The following is a 15,961-nucleotide window of genomic DNA, read 5'->3' as shown; positions in this document are numbered from 1 at the left end:
AGATGTCTGTTTCCAGATTATCCGGAGCCGGTGACGATGCCGCCGCAAGATGAGTGGTTGAAACCCCTTTAAAATGATTTTCAGAACCTGGGACTGGAAATTTAGCGATTTTCTTCCCTTCCGACTAAACCTTGCTCATGAATGTGTCGTATTACCTCAAGTGGAGACCCATGTGGAAATCGACGATGTTGACGGCTTCGTTCAAGAGCTGACGGCCTGTCAGGATGATCTCATCCTGTTTATCAGGACGCTTTGCGGCGATTTTCACCTCGCGGCGGATATCCGGCAAGAGGTGAACATGGTCCTCTGGCGCAAACGAAGGAAATTCACGCCGGGGACGAGTTTCCGCAGTTGGGCCTACCGGATCGCCCATCTGGAAGTGAAGAACTCGTTCCGAAGTGGCAAGCGGGGGCGGCTCACTTTACTTGAACCGGAGTTGTTGGATTGCTTTGTCATCGAGTTGCCGGGTGCGCTTGATGAGCTTCCCGAGCGGCGGCTGGCCTTGGCGGGTTGCATGGAGCGACTGACGCCGAAAGATCGTGAACTGCTTCAGCATCGATACTGGTCTGAAAGCACCCTCGAATCCCTGGCCGAAGCCACCGAACGCAGCGTGGGAACTCTGAAAGCCAGGCTCTTCCAACTCCGTACGGCATTGCGGTTGTGCATCGGCGAACGCATGAGGGAGGTCGTGCCGTGAATCCCCGGATTGAGGGTCTGCTCAACCGCTGGCTCGACGGGGAACTCGATCCGCCGGAGGCCGAAGCCGTACAACGGATGCTGATCGATCGGCCCGAAGTCCGCCAGGCCTACTATGAGTTGTTGATGGTGGATCAAATGCTGGCCGAGCACGGGAAGGAATTTTCACACGGCGAGGAAATAATCGAGCAGCTCGCGGATGAGATTGAGTCCGATCGCGTGCGGTCATTTCCTAACACGAGATATCTGGCGATTGCGGCCATCGTGCTGCTCACCCTTTTCTCGACGTTTTTACTTTTCAGGAAAGGTGCCACTGCCAGCTCGGAGCTGGCGGGGAGCCGCGGGCCTTCCATCACCGGTAGCACCGACAGCCGTCTAACCGTCGCCCAACGACAGGATAATTCGCGGTGGGCGGTGGGCGAGGTCCTGCGGCTGGAACGGGGAAGCGCCGTCTTGCAGCTCAAGCCACTTGCGACGGCCAATATCGAGGGACCCGCAGCCATCGAGCTGGTCGATGCCTGGGGTAACATCCGTCTGTTGGAGGGCATGGGATCATTTTCTGTGGGTGAAACGGGGAGCAGTCTCGACGTGCATGTTCCCGGCGGTGTCATCCGCAATCTGGATTCGCGGTTCACTGCGGAGGTTTTCTCGGATGGGATCGCGAACGTCAGGGTGGAATCCGGATTTTTGGAAATCCGTCCGCGTGGCGCAAGCGAGCCGATCTATCTGAAAAAGGGCGAGGCCCTGCGATTGGAATCCAATGGCGGGAGCGAGCCGATCCGTCTTCCGAACCAACATTTCCGTTCCGGCCTGCCCCAACAGATGGCGCTCTTTCAGGACGATTTCCACACGGATGAGGGTCTGCCGCTAGACCAGCATCGTCCTACGATCGGCCTGTCGTGGGAAGCCATTTCCGAAACCAATCCGACGATCATCCGCAATCAGGTGCTCGATACTTCCACGGGGGCCCGCAATCTGCTCGCGCGCCTTTCACCCCACGAAGCCAGCGGGTCGCGGTCCGTTTACATTTTCACTTTCCATCTGGTTCCTCCCACGATGATCGACGACAAGGTGAACCGAAAAGGAGGCGTTGAAACGATTTCGTTGGTGGATGCTTCGGGGAAGGAATTTCTCACCGTGTTCGCCACCGCCGTCAACAGCCACCGCTGGCAGTTGCGCGATGATTATTCCAAAGCCGTGACGGCGCTCACTCCGGTTTGCTCGCTCTGGACCCATTCTCTAACATTATGTTATGGAATGGACGGCAGGGCCACCCTGCATGACGGATCCACCGCCCAGGCTCCGGTCATCGCCGAGCTCAAGATCGCCTCGCCCAGTCAGGTGATGGGCATTCAGATCGGAAACCGGGATGGCGGAGACATCGCCTTCTCGTCCATCGAGACTGCGTTGCTGCAGGCCGCTCCGGCCGAACCTTAGCGGTTTCACCGGAGGTTTTCCTCCGGTGTGAATGCCTTTCCCGGTGGTCCGGAAAATTTTCGGAAAAATTTTCACCACCCGACTAAACCCTTTCCCCCCTTTTGGTCGTATTGGGTGTCATCACGGACTTCTCACCACGATGTGTGGCCGGTGTTGACGTTTGAACCCCAACCGGGCTTTGCCCCGAAAAAACCCATACCATGAAATTCAGAAATTTAGGATACCCGTCTCTTCGTTTTCCGTTGTCGACCATTACCTTGGCCTGTTGCGTCGGATTGACCGCGCCCCTTCATGCTCTGGACTACACGTGGACGGGCACCACCAGCAATGCCTACAACGTTAAAACCAACTGGAGCCCCAACACTCCTAATGATATTCCGCCTTTGGCGGACAATGTGTTGATCAATACCAACACGCCGAATCCGACGAATGTTCCGTCCGGAAACTGGGATCGTCGCGGAGCGGGAACCACCACCATCAACGGGACCGGAGCGGTGAACGTGATCACCGGCTCCGCCCGTCTCCTCAACAATGGATCCTTCAGCATGTTAGGGGGACAACTCATTACCAACGGAGAGTATTTCATCGTGGGATCCAACGGCGTGGGCACATTCACGCAAAGCGGCGGAACAATTGACTCCACTTTGAAGCGCGGATTCTTCCTCTCGGATGCGAATGGCGACTCGGGCTCTGTCTACAACCTTTCGGCTGGCACGCTTAGCGTGAAATCGGCGACCGATTCAGCTGTCGGCGAGGATCTGCGCGGCGTGTGGTTCGGCAAGGGAATTAACGGAGCCAGCACGGATAAGTTCAACGTCACCGGCAGTACCGCGACGTTTGAAAAGACCGGCGGTTCCACCGCGAACCTCCAGCTCTCAGGCAGTGCCGAGATCAACATCACGACCGGCACGGTCACCTTTGACAAATACACCGAAGCCAGAATCGGCTACCAAGCTGCCACTGCCGACCTGCAGTCCAAGATCAACGTCAACAGCGGAACGCTGAACTTCACCAATGCCGCAGGCAGCACGAATGTAAGGATTGGCTACAACGACAAGGGTCTCCTCAAGATCGACGGCGGCACGGTGAATATCAAAGGGCTCCTGGGCATTGGCACTACCGCCAATACCCCTCTGGATGCCGGAGAAGGACTCTGCCAGATGAGCGCCGGAGCGATGAACGTCACCGGCAACCTCAACGTCGGCACCACCACCAGCAAGGGCACCCTCACGATGACCGGCGGCACGCTCACGGAGACCAACACCGGCGTCGACATCATCGGCGGCGGAAATGGCGGAGTTGCCACCGTCAATCTATCAGGCACCAGCATTCTCAACGCCGCCACCACCAAATGGAAGACCGGCGACTTCGGCGGAACCGGTAACACCGGCACCACCTCCATTTCCCTCAGTGGCAGCGCGGCGCTCACTCTCAAGGAATTCACCATCGGCCACATCGGCAGCGCGACTGCGACGGAAACGGTCAGCCTCAGCGGCACCTCAATTCTAACAGTTAATAATTTCGTCACCATCGGTCGTGATGACAACACCGCGCAGTCCGGCATCGTCTCTTCGCTAAACCTCAACGGCGGCACGCTTGCCACGACCTATATCCAGAAGGGTGCCGACGATTCCACGGTTTCGAAAAACAACGTCAACGCCAATGGCGGCACGATCAAGGCACTGGCCGCGCAAACCGACTTCTTCAAGCTCGGCACGCTCAATCCCGGCCGGGTCTATGTGAACCTGCAAAGCGGAGGGCTCAATTTCGACACCAACAACTTCGACGTGGGTTTCCAGACGGGACTTCACGGCACCGGCGGTCTCACCAAGCAAGGGGCGGGCACACTCACCCTTTCCAACTTGGACGACTACACCGGCACCACCACCGTTAGCGCCGGCACGCTGCTGACGACTACCGGAAATTTCCCCGGAACTTCCTGCGTCGTGGCGGATGGAACCACACTTGCGGTCACCGGTGATGCATACCAATCTTGGAAGACCACCGGTCTAACGCTTGGCTCCGCCACAGGGGTGACCGTGGACATCCGCAACTTCAATCCCGCCACGGGCGTGCCGGCCATCGATGCGACAAGCAGCCTGGTTCCGCATGGTACGGTGACCTTGAAAGTCTCCGGCATCCCGGTCGTCGGGACCTATCCGCTCATCAGCTATCCCGTCAGCGGCTCCATCGGTGGCAGCGGTATCGGCGCTTTCCAACTCGCCCCTCTGCCACGTGGCGTGGTCGCCAATGTGATCGATTCCAACAATGCGGTCTCCCTTCAGGTTACGGCGATCAATGTCCTTAAATGGAAGGGAAATGTGGATTCGATCTGGGATATCAACACCACCTCCAACTGGACGCTCGGAGCCTCCCCCGACAAGTATTTGGAAAACGACAACACCCAGTTTAATGATTCTGCGACCAGCACCGCGATCACGCTGAACTCGGTCGTGTCACCTGCCAGCGTCACCTTCGACCACACCAGCAAGGATTACACTTTGAGCGGCACGGGTCGCATTGCCGGACCGACAGTCCTGAACAAACTTGGTGATGGCATGCTCACTCTCGCCACGGCGAACACCTACACCGGCATTACGACCGTTAACGCCGGAACCCTGCGCTTGGGAGATGGTGTGTCGGACGGTTCCCTCACCAGCCCCCTTGTCGTCAACGACGCGAGCGTGATTTTCAATACCACCGGTTCCCCCGTCCTATCAGGAGCGCTCAGTGGTTACGGCTCCGCCACGAATCTAACGAAGACGGGGGCGGGAACCCAGATTTTCACAGGGACATCCAACACCTATTCCGGACTCTTGCAAATCACCCAGGGAACATTCCAATTCGGAGATGGTACGGTGAACGGCAGCATGGGTTCCACCACCACCTATGATATCGCGGCGGGTGGCAAACTCAGGTTCAATTCCACCGTCGCCGCCACCGCGGCCTGGGATAAAATCACGGGTGCGGGTGTCGTTTCTTTGAACTCCGCCCAGTTGGTCAATGCAACGGCGGATTGGGGTGCCTTCGCACTGACGCCAAGTTTCACCGGCACCTTGCGCGTTGAAAAAGGACGGGTGGGAGCCAACAACGGCAAGGACGCCTTCGGAGCCGCAAGTAAAATTCAGATCCTCGACGGCGCGCAGTTGCTCGCATTCACCAGCGTCGATCCCTACACCACGCCGGTGGAAATCGCGGGATCGGGCTGGGGGGAAGGCGGGTATCCCGGCGGACTCCGTTTGGCTGGCAGCGCTACCGCCACATGGGCTGGCAGCGTGACGCTAACGGCGGATTCCGGCATCATGGCCCAACGCCTCGCCAATTTCACCATCACCGGTTCTATCAGCGGACCATTCCAGTGCGAATTTTATGCGGGTGATCCCGTGGGTGATTCAGGAACCATCAACGTGGCTCCCGCCGCCGTCCAGAACTCGTACGCATCCACCAAAATCAACGGTCGCCCCAACGGTTCCACCATCGCAGGAAATGCCAACGCCTTCAGTTCCGGTCCGCTGGTGGTCGCCGAATCCATGCTCAAGCTTAATGGCTTCAATTTCACCTTCGCCAACCTCAGCGGCACCGGTGGAAAAATCAGCAACTCCCATGCTGCGAATCCCTCCGTCATCACCGTCGGCGGTGACAACACCAGCACCGCTTACAGCGGCGTGATCCTCGACGGCGGCACCGCCGCGCTCGGCATTGTCAAAACCGGTACCGGCACGCTAAGTCTGACAGGCTCTAACAGCTATTCCGGTGCGACTACGGTCAGCCAAGGCACGCTCTCCATCACCTCGCCCACCCTCGGCGATGCATCCACTGTCACTGTCGCCAGCGGCGCCCACTTGGACCTCGCCACCGGAACCTCCTCCGACACAGTCGGAGTGCTCATCCTCGGCGGCGTCACCATGCTTCCCGGCACTTACAACCCGTCCCATCCGACCTATGGCGCGTTCTTCACCGGCACCGGAAGCCTGGTGGTCGCCAGCGGCTATTCGAGCTGGGCCACTTCGAAGGGCCTCGACGGCACGAACAACGGACTCACCCAGGACGCCGACAACGACGGTGTCAGCAACCTGATGGAGTTCTATCTGAATGGAAACCCGCTAACTTCGGATTCCCAGATCCTGCCGGTGCAAACCTCCGACGCCACCTACGTGATCCTCACGTTCAGCCGCCGCGACGACGCGGAGGCGGACGTCACCTCCCAGACCGCCCAATACGGCTCGACCCTAACGGGCTGGACGGATGCGGTGATCGGTGCGGGGGACTCCGGACCGGACGTCAACGGAGTAACCGTCACCGTTGCTGAAAATCTCGATGCGCCGGACACCATCAACGTTCGCATTCCTCGTGCGAATGCCGTCGGACGAAAAATCTTCGGTCGCCTCAAGGTTGCCAAGTGACCTGTGTGAATGCCGCCGCACCGGTGTCACGCCGGGCGGCGGCATTTCATTCGAATTAGCTAACATTATTTCATGTCCTTACGTCTATCCGCTGCGGTTGCCGCCGCTTGTTTTTTTTCCTGGGTTTCGGCACCGGCCGCCACCCTTCGTCATCATTATGAATTGGACTCCGGAGGCGGTGACGCGCTGGGTGCCGCCAATCTGACGGTTCAGGGAAATTCCGTAGTCTTCAACTCCAGCGGAGGAGCCGCCGGCGGTTATGTGCGGCTCGGCGGCAGCGATGATTATCTGTTAGCGAGCCTGGATGGCGGCAGCACTTTTTCCTTGCTGGGGAGTTTCAGCACGTTCCGGCCTTTCAGCATTTCATTCTGGGTGAGGCAGACGCCGGCGCAATCCACCTCGTCAACGCATGCGGTGTTCGGCATGACCACCGGGTCCACAGACTCCGCCACCTATAATACCGGTTTCGAAGTCATCACGCGGGAGAGTTCCGCGGGGCGCGGATTGCGGGTTCGTGCCCGGCAGGGAGGCAGCGGCAACAACGCGGGTGAGATCAGCACGGGCTATGATGTTTGCGATGGCAACTGGCACCATGTCGTTGCCGTCTATGAGAGCTCGAGCCGTTCGGTCTATGTGGATGGCATTTTCCGTGGCGAGAACACCATCCCCGTCGCGATCACCACCAATCCGATCAAATACTTCGCGATCGGCGCGTTCCTGCGGGCCGGCAGCATTCTCGATGATTTCAACGGCGATGTGGACGACCTCCAGGTTTACGAAGGAGCGGTCACCGCGGCCGAGGCGCTCCAGCTTTTCCAAAACCCCGGCACCACGATTGAAACGATTCCGCCGACCACCAATCTCGCGCCGATCAATCTCGTCGATCCCCTGATAGGTGCCGAAGGAACGGGCGGCTGCGTGCCGGGAGCCTGCCTGCCACAGTCATCCATCTATCCGAGTCCGGATACGCTGGCGGTTTCTCCCTCCGGCTACAAAGCGGGCAGCGCCGTGGTCGGCTTCGCGCAACTCCATGCCCAAGGGGCGGGGGCGAGCACTCCTTCTTTTGGTAATTTCCTGGTCTCGCCCCGGCTTGGGGCCGGTATCAACGAGAGCGATCACGCGTCTCCGGTTTACGGAGTCACGGCCCGTCCCTATTCCTACCGCGCCAGACTGACAGGTTGGAACACCGACTGCGCCGTCGTGCCCACAGCTAACAGCACGATCTATCAATTCGATTTCCCGGCATCGACGGATGCCCGCCTGTCCTTCGACGTCGCACGGAAACTCGGCAGAGCGGACGGCATGACCAGCGGCTCCGTGACCATCGACACCGAGGCCGGCACGATCAGTGGTGGCGGCACCTTCGACGGCAACTGGAACCCGGCGGCCTACAACGTTTATTTTTATGCGAAGGTGGACACCACGCCGATGTCCGGCGGCACATGGATCGGCAGCACCTCCAGCACCGGCGTTCTATCAGCCTCCACCGTCACCAGGCAGCGGCTTGGCGGTTGGATGCGATTCGATACGACGGCCTCGCGGAAGGTCATGTTGAAAATCGCGGTTTCCTTCGTCTCGGTGGAACAAGCGCGGGCTCATCTTGAACAGGAGATTCCGGCTTGGGACCTCACCGGTCTCGAAGCGCAGGCCAAGGCACGCTGGGTGGACGCGCTATCCGTTTTGACGACGCCGGGAGTCAGCAACGAGGAAGGAAGGAAGCTCTACACGTCGCTTTTCCACAGCCTGGTGCAACCCCGCGACCGCACCAGCGATTCTCCGGGCTGGCCGGCGGGCACGCCTTTCTGGGACGATCAATACACGCTTTGGGACACCTGGCAGACGCTCTATCCGCTGCTGGCGATCGTGAAACCGGCGGCGGTGGCGGCGAACGTGAACTCCTTCGCCGAGCGATTCGCCCGAAACGGCCGTGCCGAAACCGCGTTCATCCAAGGCAAGGATTTCGCATCCGGTCAGGGCGGGGACGAGGTGGATCTCGTCATCGCTGACGCCCATGCGAAACAGATTCCCGGCATCGATTGGGAAAAAGTCTGGCCGCTCCTCCAGTTCAACGCGGGCCGCCGCACGGCGGACTATCGGAATCTCGGCTACGTTTCGTACGACGGCAGCATCGGCGGTTATGACGGTCGCATGAAATCCGGTTCCTCCACGCTGGCTTTCGCTTACGGCGACTGGTGCGCCGCGCAGGTGGGACTTGCCCACGGCCATGCGGCGGAGGCTCAAGCGCTCCTCGTCCGCTCGTCTAACTGGAAGAACGTATGGGACGCTTCCGCGAGTGGCGATGGCTTTTCCGGTTTCGTCCGCGCGCGCAATCGTGACGGCAGTTTCCGATCCACCGCCGCCATTGCTGGGAATGGAACCGATTTCTATCAGGGAACCTGCTGGAACTATTCCTTCAACGTTCCACATGACCGCGAGGCGATGATCGGCCTGATGGGAGGGCGTGCCCGCTTCATCGAGCGGTTGAACCACGCGCTCGGGAAAAACGATAGCAACTACATCGATTTCACCAACGAGCCTTCGTTCCAGCCCATCTGGCAGTTCTGCCATACCGGGCGTCCCTATCTGGCTTCCTATTATGCCGACCAGTTGCGCCAGCGGTTCGGCGCTTATTCGTTCCCGGGTGATGAGGATTCGGGCGCGATGTCCTCGCTCTATTTTTTCCTCACGGCGGGATTTTTTCCGAGCTCGGGGCAGGACCACTACTATTTGCACGGGCCACGCGTGCCACGGCTCGAGTTCAGGATTTCTAACGAAAAAACCTTCTCAGTGATCGCAGAAAACTCCGGCGGCGCGAACATCTACGTCCAATCCGCCACCCTGAACGGCCAACCGCTCGACACACCGATCATCCATCATTCGGACATTCTGGCGGGAAGCACCCTTTCATTTGTCATGGGGCCGAGCCCCACAGCTTGGGGAACGGGACAGGATTTCCAGCCGCCTCCGGCACACGAGTTGGTGATTCCCGCCCGTGGCGTATGGACCGGCGGACTCGGCACCCCGCAAATCACCGCACCCGCCACCGATTCACCCGTCTGGGAAAACACCAGCGCCACTGCCATCCACTCGCCATTTCCCCAAGTCACGCTCGAAGATTCCGGCGACTCGATCACCCTCTCTGCGGAAGCCACCTTCCTCGGCCTCTCCGCGTCGCCGGGGAGCGAACGCTTTGCTTGGGGATTGTTTTCAACCCTTTCCGCTTCCAACACACCCGGCTACCTCGCCACCAACGATTCCACCGCCAGTTTCTGGAGAAAAACCACCGGTGCGTATTCCACCACCGTCGGAGCGTCCACACTCGCCACCACGGGGTTCGTTCCACCCGCTTTTACCGATGGAAACTACCGGCTCCTCCTCACCCTCACCCGCACCGCCGACGGCGGGCTCGACTACTACGCCGCCCTGATCCGCGTCTCGGACGGTGTGCTCTTTTCCGCTTTCACAGGATCAGACCCTAGCCCCAGCACGTTCTCGTTCGACCGCGTGGGGCTGCGTTGCGGCAGCACACCCACCTCGATCTCGCTGCGCCACACGACGATTACCGTCCGCCGCGCCGACTACACCGGGAAAAACCTCACCATTCCTCCGGGATCCACCTTTTTCCCCACCGATCTCGCCGCCTCTCTCGCCTCGATCACCAATTATGGGACCCTCGATCTCATTACCTCCTCCGTCCCGCTCCCATCGAATTTCATAAACTTCGGCACGGTTTTGGGCATTACCTCTGTGGATCTCGTCTGCTCCGCCGTGGGCGATGACCTTGCATTCTCACTCAACGGTCATCCCGGACATACCTACCAGCTCCAACAAGACATCGGCGGAAAACTCAATGGCCCTTGGGAAAATGTCGGTGAGCCCCTCCTCGGGGACGGCGCGATCCTTTCTTTAGTGATCCTTGGTGCGGGTGCTAAGTCATCCGCCTTTTTTCGCATTAAAGTGGAGTGATATGTGCATAAATTAACATTTTGAATTTACATTGTAAAAATAGAGCCAATATTTCCGTCAAGCCTTCTTGTATACAACGTTTGGATTACCCCTCCCAACTTGCTTGATCGGCTCCGCGCAAAACCTAAAAAAACCATGAACCTCAGCCCACTCCGCCGCTTGCGCCCCCGCCACTTGGCGCACAAAAGGGGATTCGCTCTTATCGTCACGCTCAGCCTGATGATTCTGCTTGTCGTCATCGCTGTCGGCCTCCTGTCGCTCAGCTCGATCACGCTTCGCGCCACGGCCGGGACCTCGGCGGGCAACATTGCCCGGGCCAACGCCCGGCTGTCGCTCATGCTGGCCTTGGGAGAACTCCAGAAAGCGGCGGGGGACGACCGCCGCGTCACGGTGGACGGGTCGATTTTCGATGGGGCGAAGAACCCGAATGTCGTCGGTGTCTGGAGGTCCTGGTCGCCGAATCTGGCGAACAATCCGCAAGGCAGCGCTCCCTCCTATGCCAGCAAGAAAACCACGAGTTTTGTCAGCTGGCTGACTTCCAGCGGCAACCCGGTAGACCTCACGGTTCAGGACTGGGCCAAAAGCGGAACCGTCGAGAAACCGGTGCCGCTGTTCACAGTGGCGTCGGATGGTTTCAGTCTATCCGGCGCCAAGGTGGACGTGATGAAAGGGAAACCCATTTCCGGAGCGATCGCCTGGTCCGTCGTGCAGGACGCCACCCGGGCCAAGATCAATGTCGGCGGACCTGAGAAAAACGAAGTGATTCCCAATGATCGTCTGCAGGCCCAGGCGCGTCCTTCGTTGGCAAAATCCAACAATTTCAATCAACCGGCCTCCGATTGGAACCACCGTGCCGGCCGGGTCGTCAGCATGGGGCAGGCGAAACTCGATACCGATCTTTGGAAAGGAACCGCCGCGACTCCGGAAAACGCTGATTTCACCTCGCAGGGCCTCGGTCTTCTAACGGACGTGGTCAACGGCGGCCTCAAGACCGATCTCACCCTCGGATTTGAAATGTCGGATGGGAGTTTCCAACAAAACGCCTGGGGGACCTTCAAAAATCCCTTCCGCTCCGTGAATGTTCCGCAGTTCACCACTCCCTCCAACTACCGTGGGCAGCGTCCGTTGTTCCGTCCGATTGTCACGACATCGGGTAGTGTTCATGTGGACCTTACTTTCAACCCGGCAACCACGAGCTTTGAGTTTCCCGCGGCGGCCGTGCCCACCTTCGACACGTTGCGGTCGTTCTATCGGACGCCCTATCACCTGTATTCAACGGGCGACGGACCGACCATTTTTGAGCGGGGGATGGATCACGTCTCCCTCAGGCAGTCGAGTGGTGGAAACATCTGCCCGGCCGCGCCCCCACCTGCCCTGGCAACCCAGAACGGTTTCCGTCCTGTGCTGGACCGGGTGCTCTATCTGCTCAGTCTCGGGGTGGGTGCGGACAAGGAAGTCCGGCTCGTCATGACGCCGATCGTCACACTGTGGAATCCCTATAACGTGGCCTTGGAGATCGAGGGAGCGGTGGCCTACCCGTGGATGGATGTTCCTTTCTCAACCGACTGGACCTTTACGAAAAACGGAGTTTCTGAACCGGTGCGAGGCGTCGGGCTTTCACAGATCGTCGGCTATCAATTTCTCAACGTAGGCCACGGCCGGTCGGTGAATCCGTATTTTTTCGCCTTCATCACGCCTACCGGCAGCAGCCCGGCCGCGGCCGGACAGTCGATCCGTTTCAAGCCGGGAGAAGTCCGTGTGTTCGCTCCCGCCACCCAGACCGATGTCGAATTCGTTTCCAACAATTCCATCCGCAAGCGCAGCATCGCTCTCCGGCCCGTGGACAATCCCAACCAGCTTTCGACCCGGGGAGGATTCGCCATCCCGATGAAGAACGCGGCTGATGCCAAATACGGATTTACCCGGGTGATGGATCCCAACCCAACGGTCAAGGATTCCGTCGAAGTGAATTTCGTTCCCAGTACCGGCAGTAATTATCCCTTCTCCGTGGGATTAGAGGATGCCACCCGCACCAAGCTCGCGAATCCGGTGGACTCCAATCGCGGTCAGGCGGTCGGCGACGTGCAGACGGTGAATTTCGCACAGCAATCCACCGTCACCGCCTCCATGAAATCCCCGCGCTACAGCTATGCGGAGCTCGTCAGCGCGGCGACGAGACAGCCTTTTGGTCTGATAGAAACCTATCACCGCGTGGCGACCGATTCTTTGGTCAGCCGTCGCGGGGATCTCGTTTACACCACCAATCCGCGCCAGCCATATATCAACCGCTATCTCACCACCGGGACCTTCCTCGCAGGTCCTCATTATGAAACACGGATGAGGGCGGTCTCCACATTCAACGAAGTGCTACAAACCAACAATGGAGGCCGTTCCGCTTTCTACGGAGCTTCGAACAGCTCCGGCACCGGTGAATCCCAACTCTCGTTTTTCGAGGTGCCGCAGGAACCGATGCTGTCACTGGCAGGCTTCCAACATGCCGATCTATCATATACGCCTTATGCTCCCGCCAACCAGTTTGGAAACAGCTGGGCCAGCGCCTATCTGAGAAAAGGTCTTGCCGCGGAGCGTTCCCCACTCACGAGCGGCGGCTCCGGCGAAGCCACCTACACACGCCAGGAGATGCCGGTTTACGACTATTCGTATCTCGCGAACGAAGCTCTCTGGGACTCCTTCTACTTCAGCGGAGCGGCACCCGTGCTCACGCCGGATAGCAGAACCGGTTCGCCCTCCGCTTGGCTCAGTGACATCGCCAAAGTCACCAAAAGCAGCGCGGATGTCCTGGCGGATTTCATCGATGATCCCGCGAAGCATCCCTTGCGGAATTCCCGCATGAGGTTGGAAAAGGGGAGTTTATCGGCGTCCGATCTCAAGGCCGATCTTACCAAGCCGGAAGGATGTCTCAAGATCGCGGCCCATCTCTACGTGGATGGCGCGTTCAACATCAACTCCACCAGCGAGAAGGCGTGGATCGCGTTTCTGAGCGGCATGCGTGACCAGGAATTCACCATTCGCGACGGAACCGCGCCCGGTTCCGGTAAGACCGCCTTCCCGCGTTTCCGCAATCCCTTGGGCTCTGATTCCAACAACTGGCAGGGTTTCCGATCCCTGACGGATCCCCAAATCGCGGAGCTTGCCCAGAAAATCATCGTCCAGGTCAAACTGCGGGGCCCGTTCCTCTCCATGGGTGAATTCGTGAACCGGCGCATCGACAGCAGCAATACCGACATGCCGCTCAAAGGAGCCATCCAGGCGGCGATCGACAGCACCAGCTTCAATCAAAGCGCTCTCTACGACACCTTCGATACCGGCGGTTATCCTGTTAGTTCGAAAATCAACATCACCTCGCCGAGAACCGGTGTGGGCATTCCCGGCTACCTGACCCAGGCGGACGTGCTGCAATCCCTCGCTCCGGTCATGACCGCGCGTTCCGATACTTTCACCATCCGCGGCTATGGCGAGGCGAAGGACTCGGCGGGCAAGGTGCTGGCCATCGCCCGATGCGAGGCCGTGGTGCAGAGAAAAGCGGAGTTCGTTGATCCTGCCAATTCGCCTTATGTGTCCGTCGCGGAGCTGAATTCGGTCAATCTCGCCTTCGGCCGGAAATTTTGCATCGTCTCGTTCCGCTATCTAACCAACAATGAGGTGGTCTCCGATCAGCTTCCCTGAAACCATTCCATGAAAAACTCCATCAATCCTCCGTTCCGGCTGCTCGCGATTTCCATTCTCGCCTCCTGCATCGGTTCCCCGCTGCTCCATGCCATTCCCGTCCGCGTGCTTGCCTGGGACTCGGAAATCGCCGGGATGAAACTCGCCCTGGCGGATTCGAAAGGCAGCAAGATCATCGACGCGATGCATCCGGCCAAGCGCACCGGCGTCTATCAGATCAGCGCGGGGGAGACGCCCGCCGTCATCGAGACGCTCGATAAAAAAGACGCCGAAGGAAAACCCTTCAAGGCGGCGATCACCATCCCGGACGGCCTCAAACAACCCCTCATCGTGATCCTCCCGGATTCCAAAGCGGCGTCGGGGATCCGCCCGTTCGTGATCGAGGACGACAGTTCATCGTTTGCCTGGGGGAGCAACCGGTTCATCAACGCCACCGGCAAGGAACTGGTCTTCGTTTGCGAAAAGAAAATCGTGGACCTTCCGCCTTCATGGACACCCGTCATTGCGGATGCAGGCGGCATCAACCGCAACTTGGAAGTAAAACTCTTTTTCCGCGACCAGCCGCAGCGAGCCATTTACTCGGCCGTCTGGGAGCACAACTCCGACCAGCGGATGCTGGTGTTTCTCGTGCCCGGCGACGATCCGCGCCTTGGACCGGTGGCGATGAAAATGATCCCCGAGGACCGCAGATCGAAGGCTCCGGATGAGGCGGCCAGCCACAACCCTTGACGGCCGCGGGGCGGATCGTTGATTTCCAGGCGGGGCATGTCGGTTAGGCAAACGCTGAATAAATGCAACCCTGCGGTTCAGAGTTCTGACTCGCGGGAATCGGATTGCCCGGGAGGCTGATAGAGATGACGGTGATGAGGTTTTGCCATGGTCGGAGAATTTTTCCTCAGTTCACGGGCGGCAGCGGCTGTTCCGCGATTTTTTGACAGTTAGAGGCCTGGCCCGCCAACTCGCTCCGGGCGCGATCCCGCAGACTTCCCTCGGGAAACAGCCCGACCCATGCCGAAGCGGCTTCGAAATCCCGCAGGATCCACTGATGCAGGACCATGATGGCGGCTTCTGTCTGGCGTTCCCCGGGATTCATTCCCTCTACCACCTTGCGGGCGGCCGCCGCGGGATCGGTCTGTGCGGCGATGAAGATGATCCGTTCCATGAGGGCGTCACGAGGTTCACCCGCAGGCTGCTGGTTTACCCAATCCGAAGCCGCAGGCAGATCCCGGTCAGCCCATTCGGTGGCGAGATTTCCGACCAGATCTCCGGGTTTCTCATCGAAGTGATGGTCCAGGGCCAGTTTAATGGCGGTTGCTGGATCGGTTTCCGAGGCCTTGAGAAAAACCTGGAGCATCGCCATATCCGCCTCGCCGGGATCCGGCAGTCGGGAGGCCCAGGCGAGAGCCGCCGCAGGATCGGTGGTGGCCCAAGCCTGCATGGCGCGGCGCATCAGTTCCTCCCGAAGGGACGGAGCTTCCACGGCAAAGGCATCCTCGGCGGCGAGCATCCCGGCCGGTGGCGACCGGACAGCTTGCGCGGCACGCTCGGGCACGTTTGCAAGCGGGAAGGAGGGTTCCAAAGGGATGAAACCATCCGCATGGGTCTGATAGGTCCTGTCTCCCGCTTTGGAAATGCGGGTGATGACGGGCGAAGTGCCGGGGTCATCGATCGTCCGCCACACGACCGCGCCGATAGTGATAGTTAGAAACCACAGGCAGAGGTTTTTCCGGATGTTCATGATCATGAATTTCGGCAAGAGGTTGGGTCGGGGA

The 15,961-nt window shown here is 59.3% G+C and carries 7 protein-coding genes; 6 read left to right on the top strand and 1 reads right to left on the bottom strand.

Features of this window, described 5'->3' with window-relative positions; translation table 11 throughout:
- The first annotated feature begins 160 nt into the window (after positions 1-160).
- The 6 genes from ABIQ96_RS10120 (at position 161) to ABIQ96_RS10095 (ending at position 14,918) form a co-directional block, all read left to right on the top strand.
- Positions 161-697, top strand: a complete 537-nt coding sequence (locus ABIQ96_RS10120; protein ID WP_348214461.1) for a sigma-70 family RNA polymerase sigma factor — start codon at positions 161-163, stop codon at positions 695-697.
- Positions 694-2,133: a hypothetical protein gene (locus tag ABIQ96_RS10115; protein WP_348214460.1), complete on the top strand. Its 1,440-nt coding sequence runs from the start codon at positions 694-696 to the stop codon at positions 2,131-2,133. Before ABIQ96_RS10120 ends, ABIQ96_RS10115 begins: the two co-directional genes overlap by 4 nt.
- 200 nt (positions 2,134-2,333) lie before the next feature.
- Positions 2,334-6,536, top strand: coding sequence for an autotransporter-associated beta strand repeat-containing protein (locus tag ABIQ96_RS10110; protein ID WP_348214459.1), 4,203 nt, complete (start codon positions 2,334-2,336; stop codon positions 6,534-6,536).
- A gap of 72 nt (positions 6,537-6,608) precedes the next feature.
- Positions 6,609-10,502 carry a GH92 family glycosyl hydrolase gene (locus ABIQ96_RS10105; protein ID WP_348214458.1) on the top strand — a complete coding sequence of 1,298 codons (3,894 nt, stop codon included), beginning with the start codon at positions 6,609-6,611 and terminating at the stop codon, positions 10,500-10,502.
- 135 nt (positions 10,503-10,637) lie between these two features.
- Positions 10,638-14,189 (top strand): hypothetical protein, encoded by a 3,552-nt coding sequence (locus ABIQ96_RS10100; RefSeq protein WP_348214457.1) that lies wholly within the window; start codon positions 10,638-10,640, stop codon positions 14,187-14,189.
- 9 nt (positions 14,190-14,198) lie between these two features.
- Positions 14,199-14,918: a hypothetical protein gene (locus tag ABIQ96_RS10095; RefSeq protein ID WP_348214456.1), complete on the top strand. Its 720-nt coding sequence runs from the start codon at positions 14,199-14,201 to the stop codon at positions 14,916-14,918.
- 166 nt (positions 14,919-15,084) lie between these two features.
- On the opposite strand, the gene ABIQ96_RS10090 is transcribed toward ABIQ96_RS10095, so the two are convergent.
- Positions 15,085-15,933 (bottom strand): hypothetical protein, encoded by an 849-nt coding sequence (locus ABIQ96_RS10090; protein ID WP_348214455.1) that lies wholly within the window; start codon positions 15,931-15,933, stop codon positions 15,085-15,087.
- Positions 15,934-15,961 lie beyond the last annotated feature (28 nt).

It is taken from the genome of Luteolibacter sp. (assembly GCF_039920825.1).
Classification (GTDB): Bacteria; Verrucomicrobiota; Verrucomicrobiia; order Verrucomicrobiales; family Akkermansiaceae; genus Luteolibacter.
The sequence above is the reverse complement of the archived record's forward strand: the minus strand, read 5'-3'. Positions and strand labels throughout refer to the sequence as shown.

Coding starts and splice junctions, on each gene's coding strand:
- ABIQ96_RS10090 (WP_348214455.1), bottom strand. CDS start 15,933: ATGATCATGAACATCCGGAAAAACCTCTGCCTGTGGTTTCTAACTATC.
- ABIQ96_RS10110 (WP_348214459.1), top strand. CDS start 2,334: ATGAAATTCAGAAATTTAGGATACCCGTCTCTTCGTTTTCCGTTGTCG.
- ABIQ96_RS10100 (WP_348214457.1), top strand. CDS start 10,638: ATGAACCTCAGCCCACTCCGCCGCTTGCGCCCCCGCCACTTGGCGCAC.
- ABIQ96_RS10095 (WP_348214456.1), top strand. CDS start 14,199: ATGAAAAACTCCATCAATCCTCCGTTCCGGCTGCTCGCGATTTCCATT.
- ABIQ96_RS10105 (WP_348214458.1), top strand. CDS start 6,609: ATGTCCTTACGTCTATCCGCTGCGGTTGCCGCCGCTTGTTTTTTTTCC.